A 17,504-nucleotide genomic window follows, 5' to 3' on the forward strand; every position below is an offset into this window, starting at 1 on the left:
GAATTGTCACTTTGCGTCGCAAACTTAGATGTATACAACGGCAGCGAAGTGAGGATGATCGACATGGTATGCCGGCATTACCAAGAGCTGGACGCATTAGTTCAGGAAGCGAAAAAAAGGACTGAAGAAGGCAAAGTGGCAGACTATATTCCGGCTCTGGCTGAATCCGAACAAGACAGCCTTTCGGTCACGATTTATCATGCGGAAAATACATGTCTGACGGCAGGAGACGCCGACCGGACATTTACGCTGCAGAGCATTTCGAAAGTGCTTTCTCTGGCGCTCGTACTGATGGATTACGGAAAGGAAAAGGTGTTCAGCTGCGTGGGTCAGGAGCCGACCGGCGACCCGTTTAACTCCATGATTAAGCTTGAAACAGTGAATCCGGGCAAGCCTTTAAATCCGATGATTAATGCGGGAGCTCTCATCGTTACGGCTTTAATTAAAGGGCATTCGCCGAAAGACCGCCTGGATTACCTGCTCGGATTCATCAGAAGACTTGCGAACAATCAGGACATTACATATTGCAGACATGTCGCGGAATCGGAATTCAAATCTTCCATGATTAATCGGGCCATGTGTTATTACATGAAGCAGTATGACATTTTTAAAGGCGATGTTGAAGAGGTCATGGATTTGTATACAAAACAGTGCGCGATTAAGATGAGCAGTCTGGATTTAGCCAAAATCGGCTGTGTATTCGCCCTTGACGGGAAGCATCCGGAAACCGGGGAGCAGGTCATTAAAAAAGATGTGGCGAGAATCTGCAAGACGTTTATGGTGACATGCGGCATGTACAATGCGAGCGGGGAATTCGCAATCAAGGTCGGCATTCCCGCTAAAAGCGGCGTTTCGGGAGGAATCATGGGCATTTCGCCGTACAACTTCGGAATCGGTATATTCGGCCCGGCGCTTGATGAAAAAGGCAACAGCATCGCGGGTGTGAAGCTTTTGGAAATCATGTCTGAGAAATACAGGCTGAGTATTTTTTGAAACATTTTTTATCATAACATCTGCTTAAATCCTCTTGCAATTTCATCTGATACCCTTTATGATAAATAGAAGAATTAGGTACTCGCCTGGGGAACGGAGGGATACTTTTGGCTTCAGAGATTATAGTTGACCATCAGCAGAAAGCATTCGAGCTGTTGAAGTTAGATGCTGAGAAGATTTTGAAGCTGATCCGAGTACAAATGGATAACTTAACGATGCCTCAATGTCCTCTGTATGAAGAGGTCTTGGATACTCAGATGTTCGGACTGTCGAGGGAAATCGATTTTGCTGTCCGCCTGGGATTAGTTGACGAAAACGACGGCAAAGAGCTGCTGGACAGACTTGAAAGAGAACTGTCTGCTTTGCATGACGCGTTTACAGGAAAATAAATGATCAAACTCAAACTATTCAACGGTTTGGGTTTTTTTATAACCGTAAACCGTTTTTTTTTGCATCTTCTTTTCGTAAGACGGTCTCTTAATCTGCATTTCATCCGAAAAACTATAAAGAAACTGCGTAAATTGTTTATGAATTATAGTAAAATATAATACGCAATAGGTATTAAACGTAAGCTTTAAGCAGGAAAGAGGATGTTATGTTTAAAAGAATGTTAAAATCTTACGATTATTCATTGATATGCGCTATCATTCTGCTGTGCAGTTTCGGGTTGGTAATGGTATACAGCTCAAGCATGATTACCGCCGTTATGCGTTACGGCGTGAGCAGCGACTATTTCTTTAAACGGCAGCTGTTCGCCGTCATCGCGGGGTTTGTGCTGTTTATTATCGCGGCCGTTTTTCCGTACAAAGTGTTCGCCCATCAAAAGATTCAGAAAATCATACTGCTTGCGTCAGTGGCTGCGCTTTGCGCGCTGTTTGTTTTCGGACATGTTGCCGGAAATGCGCAAAGCTGGTTTAAAATCGGCGGAATGGCCATTCAGCCGGGGGAATTTGTCAAGCTGTCCCTGATACTGTATCTTGCCGCGGTGTACGCAAAGAAACAAAGCTACATCGATCAGCTTTTGACGGGGGTTGCGCCGCCGGTGATCGTCACCGTAGTCATTTGTGCGCTTATCGCTATTCAGCCCGACTTCGGAACGGCGATGATTATCGGTCTGATTGCGTTTTGCGTCATTATGTGTTCGGGATTCAGCGGAAGGACCCTGCTCAGGCTGGTTCTCATGGCGGGAATCGTATTACTCCTTGTCAGCCCGATCATCTATCTGAAATGGGACGATATTTTGACACCCGGGCGTATGAGCCGGTTTGAAAGCCTTGAAAATCCATTTAAATACGCCAGCACATCAGGTCTGCAGATTATAAATTCGTATTATGCGATCGGCTCAGGCGGTTTTTTCGGTCTCGGTCTTGGAGAAAGCATTCAAAAATACGGTTATCTGCCTGAATCACATACAGACTTTATTATGGCGGTTATTTCAGAGGAGCTCGGCATTTTCGGCGTCCTGTTTGTCATTGTGCTGCTGGCTTTTGTCGTGTTAAAAGGTTTTTATATTGCGAGAAAATGTGAAGATCCGTTCGGAAGCCTTTTGGCAATCGGGATATCCAGCATGATTGCGATTCAGACCTTTATCAATCTCGGCGGTGTCAGCGGTTTAATTCCGATCACAGGTGTTCCGCTGCCGTTTATCAGCTACGGGGGATCATCAATGTTTTTGTTATTAACGAGCGCCGGTATATTGGTGAATGTCAGCATGCATGTCAAGTACTCAGAAAAGAAGAAAAAGAGGGAGCCCGTTCCGTCTAAGGGGGTAAAAAGACGGCAGACGGAAAAATCTGTGTATCTCTAAAAAACAAGTGTATACACAGGGCGGATATTCCTTTATTATAAACTACATATTTATTAGGCCAAGGGGGAGAAAAGTTTGTCACAACAATCCATCCAAAAAGTGTTAGTAGCAAACAGGGGAGAAATTGCGATCCGGATTTTCCGGGCGTGCACAGAATTGAACATCAGAACGGTAGCCGTTTATTCAAAAGAAGATTCGGGCTCCTATCATCGCTATAAAGCGGATGAAGCTTATCTTGTGGGCGAAGGCAAAAAACCGATTGACGCGTATCTTGATATTGAAGGGATTATTGAGATCGCAAAAAGAAACGGCGTTGATGCCATTCATCCGGGCTACGGATTTCTCTCTGAAAATATCCAATTTGCGAGACGCTGTGAAGAAGAGGGCATCGTATTTATCGGACCGACGTCAGCGCATTTGGATATGTTCGGAGATAAGGTAAAGGCGAGGGAGCAGGCAGAAAAAGCCGGTATCCCCGTTATTCCGGGGAGTGACGGACCGGCTGAAACAATAAAAGATGTCGAACAATTCGCAAAAGTCCACGGATTTCCGTTTATTATTAAAGCATCGCTCGGAGGCGGAGGCCGCGGAATGAGAATCGTCCGAAGCGAAAGCGAATTGAAAGAATCGTTTGAGCGGGCCAAATCAGAAGCGAAAGCCGCATTCGGAAACGATGAAGTGTATGTTGAAAAACTGATCGAAAATCCTAAGCATATTGAAGTTCAGGTGATCGGAGATAAAGAAGGCAATGTCGTCCATCTGTATGAGCGGGACTGTTCCGTTCAGAGACGCCATCAAAAGGTCATTGAGGTGGCGCCGAGTGTATCTTTGCAGCCTGAATTAAGGGACGAAATCTGCGAAGCGGCTGTGGCGCTTGCGAAAAATGTCGGCTATATCAACGCGGGGACCGTGGAATTTCTCGTAGCGGGCGGTGAATTTTACTTTATTGAAGTGAACCCGCGCGTACAAGTAGAGCATACGATTACGGAAATGATAACGGGGGTTGATATCGTTCAGACGCAGATCCTCGTCGCGCAGGGCCACGGACTGCACAGCCGTGCCGTCAATATCCCAGAGCAGAAAGACATTTTTACAAACGGGTATGCGATACAATCACGTGTGACCACTGAAGATCCGCTGAATGACTTTATGCCTGACACGGGTAAAATTATGGCTTACCGCTCAGGCGGCGGTTTCGGCGTCCGCCTTGATACGGGAAACAGCTTCCAGGGCGCCGTCATCACGCCTTATTATGATTCACTGCTCGTCAAGCTGTCGACATGGGCGCTGACGTTTGAACAGGCATCAGCGAAAATGGTCCGCAACCTGCAGGAATTCAGGATCAGGGGCATTAAGACCAATATTCCGTTTCTTGAAAACGTGGCAAAGCATGAAAAATTCCTGACGGGCCAATACGACACATCGTTTATCGACACAACGCCTGAGCTGTTTGTTTTCCCAAAACAGAAGGACCGCGGAACAAAAATGCTTTCCTATATCGGCAATGTCACGGTGAACGGTTTTCCGGGAATCGGGAAAAAAGAAAAACCTGCATTTGATAAGCCTCAGACCGTTACGTTAGATATCGGGGAAAAGCCGGCAAACGGTACGAAACAGATCCTTGATGAAAGAGGCGCCGAGGGGCTTGCAGACTGGGTGAAAGAGCAAAAATCCGTGCTCCTGACCGATACAACGTTCAGGGATGCCCATCAGTCCCTGCTTGCAACCCGGATCAGATCCAATGATTTGAAAAAAATCGCGAATCCTACGGCTGCCCTGTGGCCTGAACTGTTCAGCCTTGAAATGTGGGGAGGCGCGACATTTGATGTAGCGTACCGTTTCTTAAAAGAAGACCCTTGGAAACGCCTTGAAGATCTTCGCAAGGAAGTGCCGAACACATTGTTCCAGATGCTGCTTCGTTCATCAAATGCCGTCGGTTATACAAACTATCCGGACAATGTCATCCAAAAATTTGTCCGGCAGTCAGCGGAGTCAGGTATTGACGTATTCCGGATCTTTGACAGCCTGAACTGGGTAAAAGGGATGACGCTGGCCATCGATGCCGTCCGTGAAACCGGAAAAGTGGCGGAGGCTGCGATTTGTTACACGGGAGATATTCTTGATAAGACCCGGACGAAATATGATTTGCAATATTATCTTTCTATGGCGAAAGAGCTTGAGGCGTCTGGTGCGCACATTCTCGGCATTAAAGACATGGCCGGTCTTTTGAAACCTCAAGCCGCATACGAACTTGTCTCAGCGCTGAAGGAAACGATTGATATTCCCGTTCATCTTCACACGCATGATACGAGCGGCAATGGCGTCTTTCTCTATGCCAAAGCTGTTGAAGCGGGTGTGGACATCGTGGATGTCGCCGTCAGCTCAATGGCGGGTCTGACTTCACAGCCGAGCGCAAGCGGATTTTATCATGCGCTTGAAGGAAACAGCCGCCGTCCTGAAATGGATGTCCGGCAGGTGGAAAGACTGTCACAATATTGGGAATCCGTCCGTCAGTATTACAGTGAATTTGAAAGCGGGATGAAGTCTCCGCATACTGAGATTTATAATCATGAAATGCCGGGCGGCCAGTACAGCAATCTGCAGCAGCAGGCAAAAGGAGTCGGCCTGGGCGATCGCTGGAATGAGGTGAAAGACATGTACAGCGTCGTCAACCGCATGTTCGGCGACGTCGTGAAAGTAACACCTTCTTCCAAAGTCGTCGGAGATATGGCGCTTTACATGGTGCAAAACAATTTAACAGAACAAGATGTTTATGATAAAGGCGAAACGCTTGATTTTCCGGATTCAGTCGTTGAGCTCTTTAAAGGGCAGATCGGCCAGCCGCACGGCGGATTTCCGGAAAAACTGCAAAAGCTCGTTCTGAAAGGACAGACGCCGATCACGGTAAGACCGGGGGAGCTGCTTGAACCGGTATCTTTGAAAGGCATTAAAGAAGAATGGAAAGAAACGCATCAGATGGAATTGAGTGATCAGGACGCAATCGCGTATGCTCTTTATCCGAAGGTGTTTACTGAATATGTTAAAACGGCTGAACGCTTTGGTGATATTTCCGTATTGGACACACCGACTTTCTTCTACGGCATGACACTCGGTGAAGAAATCGAAGTGGAAATCGAGCGCGGAAAAACGCTGATCGTGAAGCTTGTATCTATCGGTGAACCGCAGCCAGATGCAACACGTGTCGTTTATTTCGAATTGAACGGCCAGCCGCGCGAGGTGGTCATTAAAGATGAAAGCATTAAATCGTCCGTGCAGGAAAAATTAAAAGCAGATCGGACAAACCCAAGCCACATTGCGGCATCTATGCCGGGAACGGTCATTAAATTGTTAACGGAAACCGGGGCAAAGGTGAATAAAGGCGATCATCTGATGATTAATGAAGCGATGAAAATGGAGACGACGGTACAGGCGCCGTTCTCCGGGACGATACAGCAGATTCATGTGAAAAACGGTGAACCGATTCAGACAGGCGATTTACTGATCGAAATTGAAAAAGCGTAAAAAATGAACATAAAAAACCCTGATCCGCCCCGTGTGCGATCAGGGTTTTTATATGTAAAAAGGCCGAAGCTCTGATGCTTCGGCCTTTTCGTGTGCCTCAGATGTTCCGCTGTTTTGATTCATAGCGGAAGCGGGCGATTAATAATAAGAAATAGCATAAGACGCCGAACAGGCCGGCAATAAAGAGCGAATGGGCAAGTGCAAAGCCGGTGGCCATTTCTGAATAAACAACCATGATTCCGGACAGCGCCTGTAATACAACAAAGGCAAGAGCCGCTATCCAGCCCCCGAGAATCTGTTTTTGGTCTTTGTAGGAGCGCACCGCATGCGCAAAAGCGACAAGAATCCATACGAACAGAAGCAGCGCTGCCGTTCTGTGGCCCATCTGCACCCATTCCTGAAAATGGGACGGAAGCCCGTGATTCAGCCTGCTGCAAAGCGGAACGTCAGGGCAGGCAAGGCTTGATTTCGTATGGCGCACATAAGCCCCCGTATAAACGACGATATACGTGTAAATCGAAAGGCCGATCATATGAAACTGCATTTTCCTGCCGATTCTGAGCGGCTTGACGAGCTTTTTGTCTGATTTATCAGCTTCAAATATGAGCAGCGTCAAAATCAGAACAGAAGCGAAAGAAATCAGCGATATGCCGAAATGAAGCGCCATAACGAGCGCATTTGATCCGAAAACAACCGCTAATGCGCCGAGAAGCGCCTGTAAAAATAAAAAGATAATGGACATAATGGCGAGAAAGGTTGTTTCACGGAAAACAGGCGTGACTTTTCTCCATGCCCAAAAAGCCAGACTCAGCACGAGAACGATTGAGACACCGCTTGCGAGTCTGTGGCTCCATTCAATGATAGAAGCGGCGTTAAGCTCCGGGAAAAACCGGCCGTGGCACAGCGGCCACTGCCTTCCGCATCCGAGACCCGATCCTGTTTTTGTGACAAGAGCGCCGCCGATCAGCACGACGAGCATAACGAATGTCGTCAGCACGCCGAGCGCTTTCAAAGCTTTATTCATTTTACATTCACCTTCTTAACAAACTGGACAAAATGATATACGTACCAAGTGTAAGCGAATATGTGTTTTGTGGCAATTCTCAATTCTGTTTGTTCACAAAAATATAATAGAATCAGGACTTCTTAGATAATGGGGTTGATTATTCCAGATGGGTCTGATAGAAATAAAGTAACCGCTTTATTATGAAACCGGCGGATTTGGTAAAATTCATAAAAAGTTCACAAATAAATTCCTGTTTCTCGTTTAATATTTAAGAGGATGTTTTTTTACAGGTCATTATCTTGTATGATAGAGTTGCAGGTCTTAAAAAACCTGCTTTAGGTTTGTAAGGGAGGTTTACGTTATGGCTAATTCCAGAATTTTAAACGATACAGCTATAGACGGACAGATTGAAGAGACGACGGCATGGAAGGATTTCCTTTCGCTTATCAAAATAGGAATCGTCAATTCGAATTTAATTACGACTTTTACCGGCATGTGGCTTGCGTTACATATATCCGGTCTGAGTTTTTTAGGCAATTTAAACACCGTGCTTCTTACATTAATAGGATCTTCTTTGATCATCGCCGGTTCTTGTGCGGTTAACAACTATTACGACCGTGATATTGATCATTTAATGGAACGCACGAAAGTAAGACCGACGGTAACCGGAAAGATTCAGCCGAATCAAGCGCTGTGGTCAGGAATTTTACTCATTGCTTTAGGACTTATCATGCTTTTGATGACCACCGTGATGGCAGCAGTCATCGGTTTTATCGGCGTGTTTACGTACGTTGTTCTTTATACAATGTGGACGAAACGCCGTTATACGATTAATACGGTTGTCGGAAGTGTATCAGGCGCCGTGCCGCCGTTAATCGGCTGGACAGCGGTTGAAGGGCACATCGGTGTTGTCGCGTGGGTTTTATTCATGATTTTATTCATCTGGCAGATTCCGCACTTTTTAGCGCTTGCGATTAAAAAGACGGAAGATTACAGAGCAGCGAATATTCCGATGCTTCCGGTAGTGCACGGCTTTGAAGTGACGAAAAGACAGATTATCGTCTGGGTCGCATGCCTGCTGCCGCTTCCGTTTTTCCTCGGCAGTCTCGGTCTTCCGATCGTTATTCTCGGCACTTTGCTTAATGTTGGATGGCTTGTTCTCGGACTGATGGGATTCCGCATGAAAAACATCATGAAGTGGGCAACTCTTATGTTTGTCTATTCGCTTAACTACATGACCATTTATTTTGTAGCGATGGTGGTCTTCACGCTGTTTTAATTGAATAATGAGCTTGTTTGATCGCCAAAACAAACAATGACAACTAGTAAACGCCGCCTTGACCTTTTGTTTAATCAGGCGGCTTTGCTTTTATACATAGATGGAATTTTAAGTAAAAAATCTCATATTTTAAGAAATGAGGAAATGAAGTATTTCGGCTGGAAGCAGATTTACTGCTTGTGCATCTCGTACTGATTCAAAAAAGGGGTTGGGTGAAATGTTAAAGCGTTGGCGTCTTTTATCATTATTAGCCTTAGTGCCGCTTTTATTGAGCGGCTGTGGAAAACCGTTTCTGTCCACACTCAAGCCTGCCGGCGAAGTGGCTGATAAACAATATGATCTGACGGTGCTCAGCACACTTATCATGGTTGTGGTCGTTGCGGTCGTAGCAGTTATTTTCTTTTACGTCATTGTGAGATTCAGACGGTCGCGTATAGGGGAAGACACGATACCGAAACAGGTGGAGGGGAACCGTTTTTTAGAGATCACCTGGACCGTTATTCCGATCCTGCTTCTGATTATTCTTGTCATTCCGGTTGTCATCGATACATTGGCACTGGCGGATACGTCGCCGATGGATAAGAAAAACCGTAAAGCAGAGGATGCGCTCGTGATTAATGTAAGGGCGAATTTATACTGGTGGGAATTCGAGTATCCTGATTACGGGTTTGTGACAAGTCAGGAGCTGATCGTTCCCACAGATGAACGCGTCTATTTCAAGCTGAAGTCCTCAGATGTGAAACACTCTTTCTGGATTCCGTCAGCGGGGGGGAAAATCGATACGAATACGGATAATGACAATACTTTCTTTCTGACCTTCGATTCTAAACGCAGCAAAGAAGCGGGAGAATATTTCTTCGGGAAATGCGCAGAGCTGTGCGGGCCTTCACATGCGCTGATGGATTTCAAAGTGAAACCGCTGCCGTCAAAAGAATTTAAACAATGGACGAAAGCGATGAAAAATTATAAGCATACAACAGATTCCGGTTTAGCCGCGCAAGGAGAAGAGCTGTTTAAGGAAAAAAACTGCCTGAGCTGTCATGCGGTTGAGCCCAATGATAAACGGGCTGAAGCGGCAAGAACGGCTCCGAACCTCGCTACATTCGGTGAACGGGTCAAAGTGGCCGGCATTAAGGATGCGAATAAAGAGAATATAAAAGCCTGGCTGAAAAATCCGGACAGCATTAAACCGGGCAATAAAATGACAGGCACTTATCCGAAGCTCTCGGACACTGAAACGGATGCGCTGTATGAATATTTAAAAGGGCTGAAAGCGGAGAACAAGTGAGGACAGGGAGATATCAGGGGGGAGGTCGCAAATGATGAATACGCTTACAGGACAGCAAAGAAAAAGCTCTTTGCTTTGGGATTATTTGACGACGGTTGACCATAAGAAAATCGCGATTTTATATATGATCGCCGGGGGATTTTTCTTCGTCGTCGGCGGACTTGAGGCCATGCTTATCAGGATTCAGCTCTTGAGGCCGGGGAACGATTTTATGGGTGCTCAGCAGTTTAATGAAATTATGACGATGCACGGCACGACAATGATCTTCCTGGCGGCGATGCCGCTGTTATTCGGGCTGATGAACGCGGTTGTGCCGCTTCAGATCGGGGCGCGTGACGTATCATTCCCATTTCTGAATGCGCTCGGATTTTGGCTGTTTTTCTTCGGAGGCATCTTTTTGAATCTGAGCTGGTTTTTAGGGGGCGCTCCTGATGCAGGCTGGACGTCGTACGCGTCGCTTGCGCTGAATTCGAAAGGGCACGGCATAGACTTTTTCGTGCTCGGTCTGCAAATATCAGGCTTAGGGACGCTCATTGCGGGAATCAATTTTCTCGCCACAATTATTAATATGAGGGCGCCGGGTTTGACGTATATGAGACTGCCGCTGTTTACGTGGACGACATTTGTGGCGTCGGCACTCATTTTATTCGCATTCCCTCCGCTCACCGTCGGTTTGGCGCTGATGATGCTGGATCGTTTGTTCGGAACGAATTTCTTTAATCCTGAATTGGGCGGCAATACGATAATCTGGGAGCATCTGTTTTGGATTTTCGGGCATCCGGAAGTATACATTTTAATTCTTCCCGCCTTTGGGATTTTTTCAGAAATCATTCCCGTATTTGCGAGGAAACGTCTGTTCGGTTATTCGTCTATGGTCTTTGCGATCGTGCTGATCGGCTTTCTCGGGTTCATGGTATGGGTTCACCACATGTTTACGACGGGACTCGGACCGATCGCTAATGCGATATTTGCGGTTGCGACGATGGCGATCGCGGTGCCTACCGGCATTAAAATTTTCAACTGGCTTTTGACCATCTGGGGAGGAAACGTCAAATTCACGACGCCTATGCTGTATGCCGTCGCCTTTATTCCCTCTTTCGTACTCGGAGGAGTCACGGGTGTCATGCTGGCGGCCGCAGCGGCAGATTATCAGTTCCACGATACGTATTTTGTCGTAGCGCATTTCCACTACGTCATTATCGGCGGCGTTGTGTTCGGCATCCTGGCGGGCGTGCATTTCTGGTGGCCGAAAATGTTCGGGAAGGTGCTTCATGAAACGATGGGGAAAATTTCGTTCGTCTTATTTTTTATCGGGTTTCATCTTACCTTCTTCATTCAGCATTTTCTCGGCTTGATGGGAATGCCGCGGCGCGTTTACACATATCTGCCCGGCCAGGGGCTTGATACCGGCAACCTGATCAGTTCAATCGGCGCGTTTTTCATGGCGGGCGCGGCTGCTTTACTCGTCGTCAATATTATTTATACCTCAATAAAGGGGAAATACGTCGGGAACGACCCGTGGCTGGACGGTCGTACGCTTGAATGGGCGGTCTCTTCGCCGCCGCCGGAATATAATTTTAAACAGCTTCCGTTTGTCCGGGGACTTGACCCGCTGTGGATTGAAAAGCAGGCCGGAAATGAAGGGATGGCGCCTGCAGAGCCTGTAGAGGACATTCATATGCCGAACGGCTCCATCATGCCGTTTATCATATCTTTCGGGCTGTTTGTCGCAGCGTTCGGGTTTTTATACCACTCCGATTATTCATGGGGGCTTCCGGTTATCTTCATAGGGCTCGGCATCACATTCTTTACCATGCTGCTTCGCTCTGTGGTCGATGATTACGGCTATCATATTCACAAAGAAGATCTGCCGAATGATGATAAAGGGGTGAAGGCGTAATGCAGCTGCAGGAAAAAATGACGGCTGAAACCTTTCCGGCTTCTCCTGAAAAAGCAACGCTGGAGGGGAAAAATAAGTTTTTGGGATTTTGGCTGTTTCTCGGCGGCGAAACAGTTCTGTTCGCTTCGCTATTTGCGACATTCCTTGCTTTACGGGAATCTAAAGCCGGAGGGCCGTCAACGGCTGAGATGTTTGAGCTGCCGATCGTGTTTATCGCGACGATGCTTCTTTTGACGAGCAGCTTAACGAGTGTGTATGCGATGTATCATATGAAAAATTTCTCCTTTAAAAAAATGCAGGTGTGGCTTCTGGTTACCGTATTATTGGGAGCGGGATTTTTAGGGGTTGAAATCTATGAATTTATGCATTACACTCACGAATTCGGCTTTACCATTACAAGCTCTGCGCTCGGCTCAGCGTTTTACACGCTCGTCGGCACACACGGAGCACACGTGGCGTTCGGGCTGTTGTGGATCAGCGCGCTCATGATCCGGAATGCGAAAAGAGGGCTCAGCCTTTATAATGCGCCGAAATATTATGTGGCCAGCTTATATTGGCATTTTATCGATGTCGTGTGGGTCTTTATCTTTACCGTTGTATATTTGATGGGGATGGTGGGATAACGATGGACGATAACAAAAACAGAGGGACTGTCAGTACGGATCTCGAATATCGGAGAAGGAAAAATGCCGAGGAAATGAAATATCAGGTCATATCCTTCGGCTTGATGATCGGCCTTACGCTTGTCGCGTTTTTGACGGTGGCTGCAGACGGCATTGCCGGATGGTTTACGATGCCGTTTCTGATCCTGCTTGCGGTCATTCAGGTCATCTTTCAGCTGTTTTACTTTATGCATATGAGCCAGAAGGGGCATGAAGCGCCGTCATTATTTCTGTATTCGGGAATATTTGTCGCGTTTATCACCGTGCTTGCATTTGTCACGATTATTTGGTGGTAATCGGGGCGGCGGGGAGTGAGAGATTTGATTAATTTGGAAATGTTCGGGTTTCGCGCAATGTGGAGCCCGTATCTGTTTTGTATAACTGCCGTGATAACAGGTGTTTACTTTTACTGGTGCAGCCGGCATAAAGGACGTGTGGCCGTTAAGGAGAAGGTGCTGTTTGTGCTTTCCGCGCTATTTTTTTACGCGGCTGCGGGAAGTCCGGTTGATTTATTGGGCCATGTGATGTTCAGCGCCCATATGGCGCAGATGGCGGTTCTGTTTTTAGTCGTACCGCCGCTGTTGATCTCCGGAATTCCCGGCTGGGCATGGAAAAAACTGATCTTCCGTCCTGTCGTAAAGCCGCTGTTTTCGTTTTTTTCAATGCCGCTTATCGCTTTAGTGCTGTTTAACGGTATTTTTTCGCTGTATCACATCCCGTTTATATTTGATTTCGTCAAAACAGATTCGCTGTATCACACGCTGATGAACGGACTCATCTTTGTAACGGCGTTTTTTATGTGGTGGCCGCTTGTGCATAGGGTGGACGGTCTGCCCCGTCTCAGCGGTTTAATGAAGCTGGGGTATATTATGGCAGACGGGATTTTGTTAACGCCGGCCTGCGCGCTCATTATGTTCAGCGGGGCGCCCATGTATGCCACGTATACAGATCCGGCGGCTTGGGCCGAAGCAATGAAGCTTTGCGTTCCTTTAGATTTGCTGGAGGAGATCCCTTTATCCGGACCGGAGATGTTTAACACGCTGCCTCCTCTGGAAGATCAGCAGCTTGGGGCAGTACTGATGAAAATCATTCAAGAGGCGGTCTACGGAATATATTTGGCTGTCATCTTTTTTCAATGGGTCAGAACGGAACGGGAAAAAGATACGCTGTCAGAGCCGCCGTATATCGAGCATACCGTCTCATAAAAAAAGTACAGCAGAATATGCTGTACTTTTTTATTACATTTGCACTGTTTTTAATGACTCTTCCAATTCAAGCAGTAAAGCTTTGCTTTCAGCGACGACATGTTCCGGAAATTCTTCAGCGCTGCCGTATTCTACGCCGTGCGGATAATAATGCTTTCCTAAAAGAGGGGCCTTCAGCTGAATCACGGCCCGTCTGCCGCCGACATCGCCCTCTTTTGCCGTTCCTTGAATCCGCAGATAAAATGTCCCCTCAGGTACTGAAAACTTTTTGTCGTAAGTCACTCTTTCATAATCCCATTGTCCAGCCAGAATGAGCCCTTTACCTTCCATCAGATCATTCAAGCGGCTGAGCTCCGCTGTTACCCCTTCAAGACCGCTGTTTTCAAACTTCAAACCTTCCCCCTCCTTTTAAAAATGCCCTTTCCTGACAATCATAGTATGAAAGCGTTACACTTTCAATGATTCATACGGTGAAAGTATGCAAAAAGAAAAATTTGACGACAATAGTAGCAGAAAAAAGGAGGAATTCCGCAATGACAAAGATCAATAAGCTCATGACGTCAGACTTGCAATATTGTACAGTATTAGATAATGTATATGAAGCTGCGGTGAAGATGAAAGACGCGGATGTCGGCGCCATTCCGATAGTGGATGAAGACGGCGCCACACTTGTCGGGATCGTGACAGACAGAGATCTCGTATTACGGGGAATTGCTTCAAAAAAGCCGAACTCTCAAAAAATAACCGACGCAATGACAGAGCGGGTTATCAGTGCAGAAGAAGACGCCTCTGTGGAGGAGGTTCTCCATTTGATGGCTGAACATCAGCTCAGAAGAATTCCCGTCACAAGGGATAAAAAACTGGTCGGCATTGTTACGCTCGGCGATCTTTCGTTGGCCGAGCAATCAAATGAGCAAGCGGGCCGGGCGCTGTCTGACATTTCTGAAGACGGAGGTCCGGAGGGGTTTATCCATTAAACATAAATCACGGACGATGCAAATAGGCTGTACTGTATAAGAGTAAACAATAACAGAACGGTTTGATGATATGGGGGTGAGAGGTTGAAAAATATCGCAAGGGCTCTCTTTATCCTTTTGCTTATTTACGGAGCGTATGTTCTGTTTATACAATATGGATCGGCTCCTCAGAAAAAGACCAATCAGGAGGAGCCTCAGGTTTCCAATGAAGAAGAGAGCGGAAAACGGCTGAAAATGCCGTCATCCGGACTGCTTTCTCTCATGGGGAAATCTGCCGCCGATGTGAAAAAGAAACTTGGGGAACCGTCTCGGAAAGATCCTTCTGCCTACGATTACGAGTGGTGGGTGTACAACCAGGGGAAAGACCAATACGTACAAGTCGGTATTTTGAATGATAAAGCCGTGACTTTATACGCTTCGGGAAGCGGCATCAACGCAAAACCGTTTAAGATCGGCGAATCGACGGGCGAAGTTTTTAAAACGACGCAGGTTTCTCCTTTTGTCAATGTGACTGACAAGGGAAACACGTATCGGTTTGAGTTTTCCGAAGAAGATATCAATACCCGTCCCACCGTCAAGATAGGCGGAATGTATGTTCAGCTGTACATGGACAAATTTGACGGGAATCTGTCAAGCATCAGGGCTTTTGATGCGGAAACGCTTGTGAAACAAAGGCCGTATGAGGTCATGTACAGAGGAAAGCTGACAGAACCCGAGCCAGTTTCTGATAAAAAATGGAACGACATTGAACGAGCGAGTGAACAGCAGATTCTCGACATTACAAATGTCATCCGCGTGAAACACGGACTGGCAAGGCTGAAATGGGACGAAGGCGCCGCGAAAGTGGCATTCGGCCACAGCAAGGACATGAAGGATAACAAGTATTTCTCTCACGTCTCAAAGAAATACGGGACTCTGAAGGACCGCTTGGAAAAAGGCGATGTGAAATACCGGGAGGCCGGTGAAAATATTGCCTACAACTATGTGGACGGTCCTGCAGCCGTGGAGGGCTGGCTGAACAGCGAAGGCCACAGGAAGGCGCTGTTAAGCCCGGATTATACGCACCTCGGTGTCGGCGTGGACCGGAAGTATTATACGCAAAACTTCATTAAGCCTTGGCAGTAAAAAACCGCAGAGGGGCGCGTCCCCCGCGGTTTTTTTATGTTTTTTCACGAGCGGCGCTCCTGCTGAAAAAATATACCTGCTTTTTTTCGCAATTTAGGCGAACATTAAGGCGCATGAACCGATACATTATAGCAGGCAAAACTTTTCGGAGGGGGTGAGAATTGTGGCGAATCAGCAATCACGGCAATCAATCGATGATTTTAAACAATTCGTAAAAAAGCATCCCAAACTGATCCAAAATGTTCGCAAGGAACAAAGAAGCTGGCAGGAAGTCTATGAAAACTGGGTGCTCCTAGGCGAGGATGATCCGATGTGGGACCCTTTTAAAGACGAGGCCGTTCAGCCTTCTTCCGACGCGGAAACCAAACAGGAACCAGCTGAAAAGAATGATTTCGTTTCAAAAATGGTCACTGCCGTCAAAAAGATGGATATCAACCAAATGAATGAGCAGATCAATAAAATGAGCCAGTCCATTTCATCATTGCAAAGTCTTTTAAGCCAATTTTCGGGGAGCAGCACGAAGCAGCCCCGGCAAGGCTCCGGACAACATCCTTTTTCATTCAGAAAGGATTAAAGAAGGGGATCGTGTATGCGAAAAGAGGTTCAGGAATTCATATCCGCAGATGAGGAACGGAAACGGTTTATACGGCAGCGTCCCGTCTGGTACCGCAGACTTGCGAGAAAACCGGACGATCTCAATTCCTTTCAGCTTGACATGATGAATTTTTATGAAAAGACGATACCGCATCGGGTAAGTCAATTCTCAAACGGGATTCAAATGGCGCAGATGATGATGCAGATGGTACACGCCATGCGTTCGCAGGATTAAAAAGCGTTTAAACGCCGCATTTTCCAATTGGGTGGTTTCATGGTAAACTAGCAACTGGAGGTGCGTATTTATGTATGCAACAATTGAGTCCGTCAAGCTTCAAAGTGAAGCGGAGCAGCTTGCCGGCATGATTCTGCAGTCTGAGACGGCTGAAAATTACCGCGATTGTTACAAGCGTCTCCGTGAAGATGAAGAGGCAGGGCGGATCATTCGTTCTTTTATGAGCGTTAAAGAGCAGTATGAGGATGTGCAGCGCTTTGGCAAATACCATCCTGATTATAGAGAGATTTCCCGCAAAATGAGAGAAATGAAGCGGGAGCTCGATTTAAACGATAAGGTGGCCGAATTTAAAAAAGCGGAGACTGAGCTTCAGTCGCTGCTTGACGAGATCAGCATTGAACTCGGAACGGCCGTCTCGGAGCATGTAAAAGTGCCGACGGGGAATCCTTATTTTGACGGCCTGTCATCCTGCGGCGGCGGCTGCGGTTCCGGCGGCGGCTGCGGATGCAAAGTTTCCTGACGAGACGGCCGTCTCGTCTTTTACATAAAATGAACAGAAAGTCAGGCGGGTGATCATGATGGAAAATAAGCGCCAAGGCATAATCGTATATCTGCATTCCTTAAAACACAGCAAAATGCTGAGAAAATTCGGCAATGTTCATTATGTTTCCAAGCGGCTGAAATACGTTGTGCTGTATTGCGATATGGACCTGATCGAAAAAACAATGGAAAAGATTTCTTCTTATTCTTATGTGAAGAAGGTAGAGCCTTCTTATAAACCTTTTTTAAAGCTGGAATTTGAATCAAAGCTTGATAAAGCGAAAGAGTACGATTATAAAGTCGGTATATAAAAAAATCCCCGCAGATACCTGCGGGGTCCTTCTATTCCTTAACAAGTTAAGGAGAAGGAA

Annotated in this window: 18 protein-coding genes; 16 read left to right on the forward strand and 2 right to left on the reverse strand. The window is 46.7% G+C overall.

Annotated features, from left to right (window positions below; translation table 11 throughout):
- Positions 1–63 precede the first annotated feature (63 nt).
- The 4 genes from glsA (at position 64) to pyc (ending at position 6,322) form a co-directional block, all read left to right on the forward strand.
- Entirely contained in the window at positions 64–993 is a 930-nt protein-coding gene (gene glsA / locus ACWJJS_RS08525) for a glutaminase A (protein ID WP_094246964.1), read from the forward strand.
- Between the two features lie 107 nt (positions 994–1,100).
- Positions 1,101–1,382 (forward strand): YlaN family protein, encoded by a 282-nt coding sequence (locus tag ACWJJS_RS08530; protein WP_003154494.1) that lies wholly within the window; start codon positions 1,101–1,103, stop codon positions 1,380–1,382.
- A gap of 206 nt (positions 1,383–1,588) precedes the next feature.
- A complete protein-coding gene (locus ACWJJS_RS08535; RefSeq protein ID WP_070081777.1) occupies positions 1,589–2,800 on the forward strand; it encodes an FtsW/RodA/SpoVE family cell cycle protein in 1,212 nt (403 codons plus the stop codon).
- A gap of 75 nt (positions 2,801–2,875) precedes the next feature.
- Complete coding sequence (pyc, locus tag ACWJJS_RS08540; RefSeq protein ID WP_454023487.1) at positions 2,876–6,322, forward strand: pyruvate carboxylase; 3,447 nt, start codon at positions 2,876–2,878, stop codon at positions 6,320–6,322.
- A 97-nt stretch (positions 6,323–6,419) separates the two neighbouring features.
- Here pyc and ctaA read toward each other — a convergent pair whose 3' ends face one another.
- Positions 6,420–7,346 (reverse strand): heme A synthase CtaA, encoded by a 927-nt coding sequence (ctaA, locus tag ACWJJS_RS08545; protein WP_007611205.1) that lies wholly within the window; start codon positions 7,344–7,346, stop codon positions 6,420–6,422.
- A gap of 343 nt (positions 7,347–7,689) precedes the next feature.
- Between ctaA and cyoE the strand changes: the two genes are divergently transcribed.
- The 6 genes from cyoE to ctaG all read left to right on the forward strand — a co-directional run bounded on the left by cyoE (position 7,690) and on the right by ctaG (position 13,662).
- Positions 7,690–8,607 carry a heme o synthase gene (gene cyoE, locus ACWJJS_RS08550; protein WP_003154486.1) on the forward strand — a complete coding sequence of 306 codons (918 nt, stop codon included), beginning with the start codon at positions 7,690–7,692 and terminating at the stop codon, positions 8,605–8,607.
- A gap of 217 nt (positions 8,608–8,824) precedes the next feature.
- The gene (gene coxB / locus ACWJJS_RS08555) at positions 8,825–9,895 is read left to right on the forward strand and encodes a cytochrome c oxidase subunit II (RefSeq protein ID WP_070081779.1); all 1,071 of its coding nucleotides are present in this window, start codon (positions 8,825–8,827) and stop codon (positions 9,893–9,895) included.
- A 31-nt stretch (positions 9,896–9,926) separates the two neighbouring features.
- Complete coding sequence (gene ctaD, locus ACWJJS_RS08560; RefSeq protein ID WP_007611227.1) at positions 9,927–11,795, forward strand: cytochrome c oxidase subunit I; 1,869 nt, start codon at positions 9,927–9,929, stop codon at positions 11,793–11,795.
- On the forward strand, positions 11,795–12,418 hold the full coding sequence (gene ctaE, locus ACWJJS_RS08565; protein ID WP_003154482.1) for a cytochrome c oxidase subunit III: 624 nt from the start codon (positions 11,795–11,797) through the stop codon (positions 12,416–12,418). The genes ctaD and ctaE overlap by 1 nt, the downstream gene beginning before the upstream one ends.
- A gap of 2 nt (positions 12,419–12,420) precedes the next feature.
- Positions 12,421–12,753, forward strand: a complete 333-nt coding sequence (ctaF, locus tag ACWJJS_RS08570; protein ID WP_015388278.1) for a cytochrome c oxidase subunit IVB — start codon at positions 12,421–12,423, stop codon at positions 12,751–12,753.
- A gap of 24 nt (positions 12,754–12,777) precedes the next feature.
- Complete coding sequence (gene ctaG / locus ACWJJS_RS08575) at positions 12,778–13,662, forward strand: cytochrome c oxidase assembly factor CtaG (protein WP_172614669.1); 885 nt, start codon at positions 12,778–12,780, stop codon at positions 13,660–13,662.
- A 33-nt stretch (positions 13,663–13,695) separates the two neighbouring features.
- Here ctaG and ACWJJS_RS08580 read toward each other — a convergent pair whose 3' ends face one another.
- The gene (locus ACWJJS_RS08580) at positions 13,696–14,055 is read right to left on the reverse strand and encodes a YugN family protein (protein ID WP_003154479.1); all 360 of its coding nucleotides are present in this window, start codon (positions 14,053–14,055) and stop codon (positions 13,696–13,698) included.
- 140 nt (positions 14,056–14,195) lie between these two features.
- On the opposite strand from ACWJJS_RS08580, the gene ACWJJS_RS08585 reads away from it, so the two are divergent.
- The 6 genes from ACWJJS_RS08585 to ACWJJS_RS08610 all read left to right on the forward strand — a co-directional run bounded on the left by ACWJJS_RS08585 (position 14,196) and on the right by ACWJJS_RS08610 (position 17,444).
- On the forward strand, positions 14,196–14,639 hold the full coding sequence (locus ACWJJS_RS08585; protein WP_003154478.1) for a CBS domain-containing protein: 444 nt from the start codon (positions 14,196–14,198) through the stop codon (positions 14,637–14,639).
- Positions 14,640–14,723: 84 nt separating this feature from the next.
- A complete protein-coding gene (locus ACWJJS_RS08590) occupies positions 14,724–15,764 on the forward strand; it encodes a CAP domain-containing protein (protein ID WP_278071820.1) in 1,041 nt (346 codons plus the stop codon).
- 163 nt (positions 15,765–15,927) lie between these two features.
- On the forward strand, positions 15,928–16,338 hold the full coding sequence (locus ACWJJS_RS08595) for a YlbD family protein (RefSeq protein ID WP_071391875.1): 411 nt from the start codon (positions 15,928–15,930) through the stop codon (positions 16,336–16,338).
- 15 nt (positions 16,339–16,353) lie between these two features.
- Positions 16,354–16,593 (forward strand): YlbE-like family protein, encoded by a 240-nt coding sequence (locus tag ACWJJS_RS08600; protein ID WP_003154475.1) that lies wholly within the window; start codon positions 16,354–16,356, stop codon positions 16,591–16,593.
- A 70-nt stretch (positions 16,594–16,663) separates the two neighbouring features.
- Positions 16,664–17,113 (forward strand): YlbF family regulator, encoded by a 450-nt coding sequence (locus ACWJJS_RS08605; protein WP_003154472.1) that lies wholly within the window; start codon positions 16,664–16,666, stop codon positions 17,111–17,113.
- Positions 17,114–17,171: 58 nt separating this feature from the next.
- Positions 17,172–17,444: a YlbG family protein gene (locus tag ACWJJS_RS08610; protein ID WP_003154470.1), complete on the forward strand. Its 273-nt coding sequence runs from the start codon at positions 17,172–17,174 to the stop codon at positions 17,442–17,444.
- Positions 17,445–17,504 lie beyond the last annotated feature (60 nt).

The organism is Bacillus sp. JK106 (assembly GCF_053663355.1).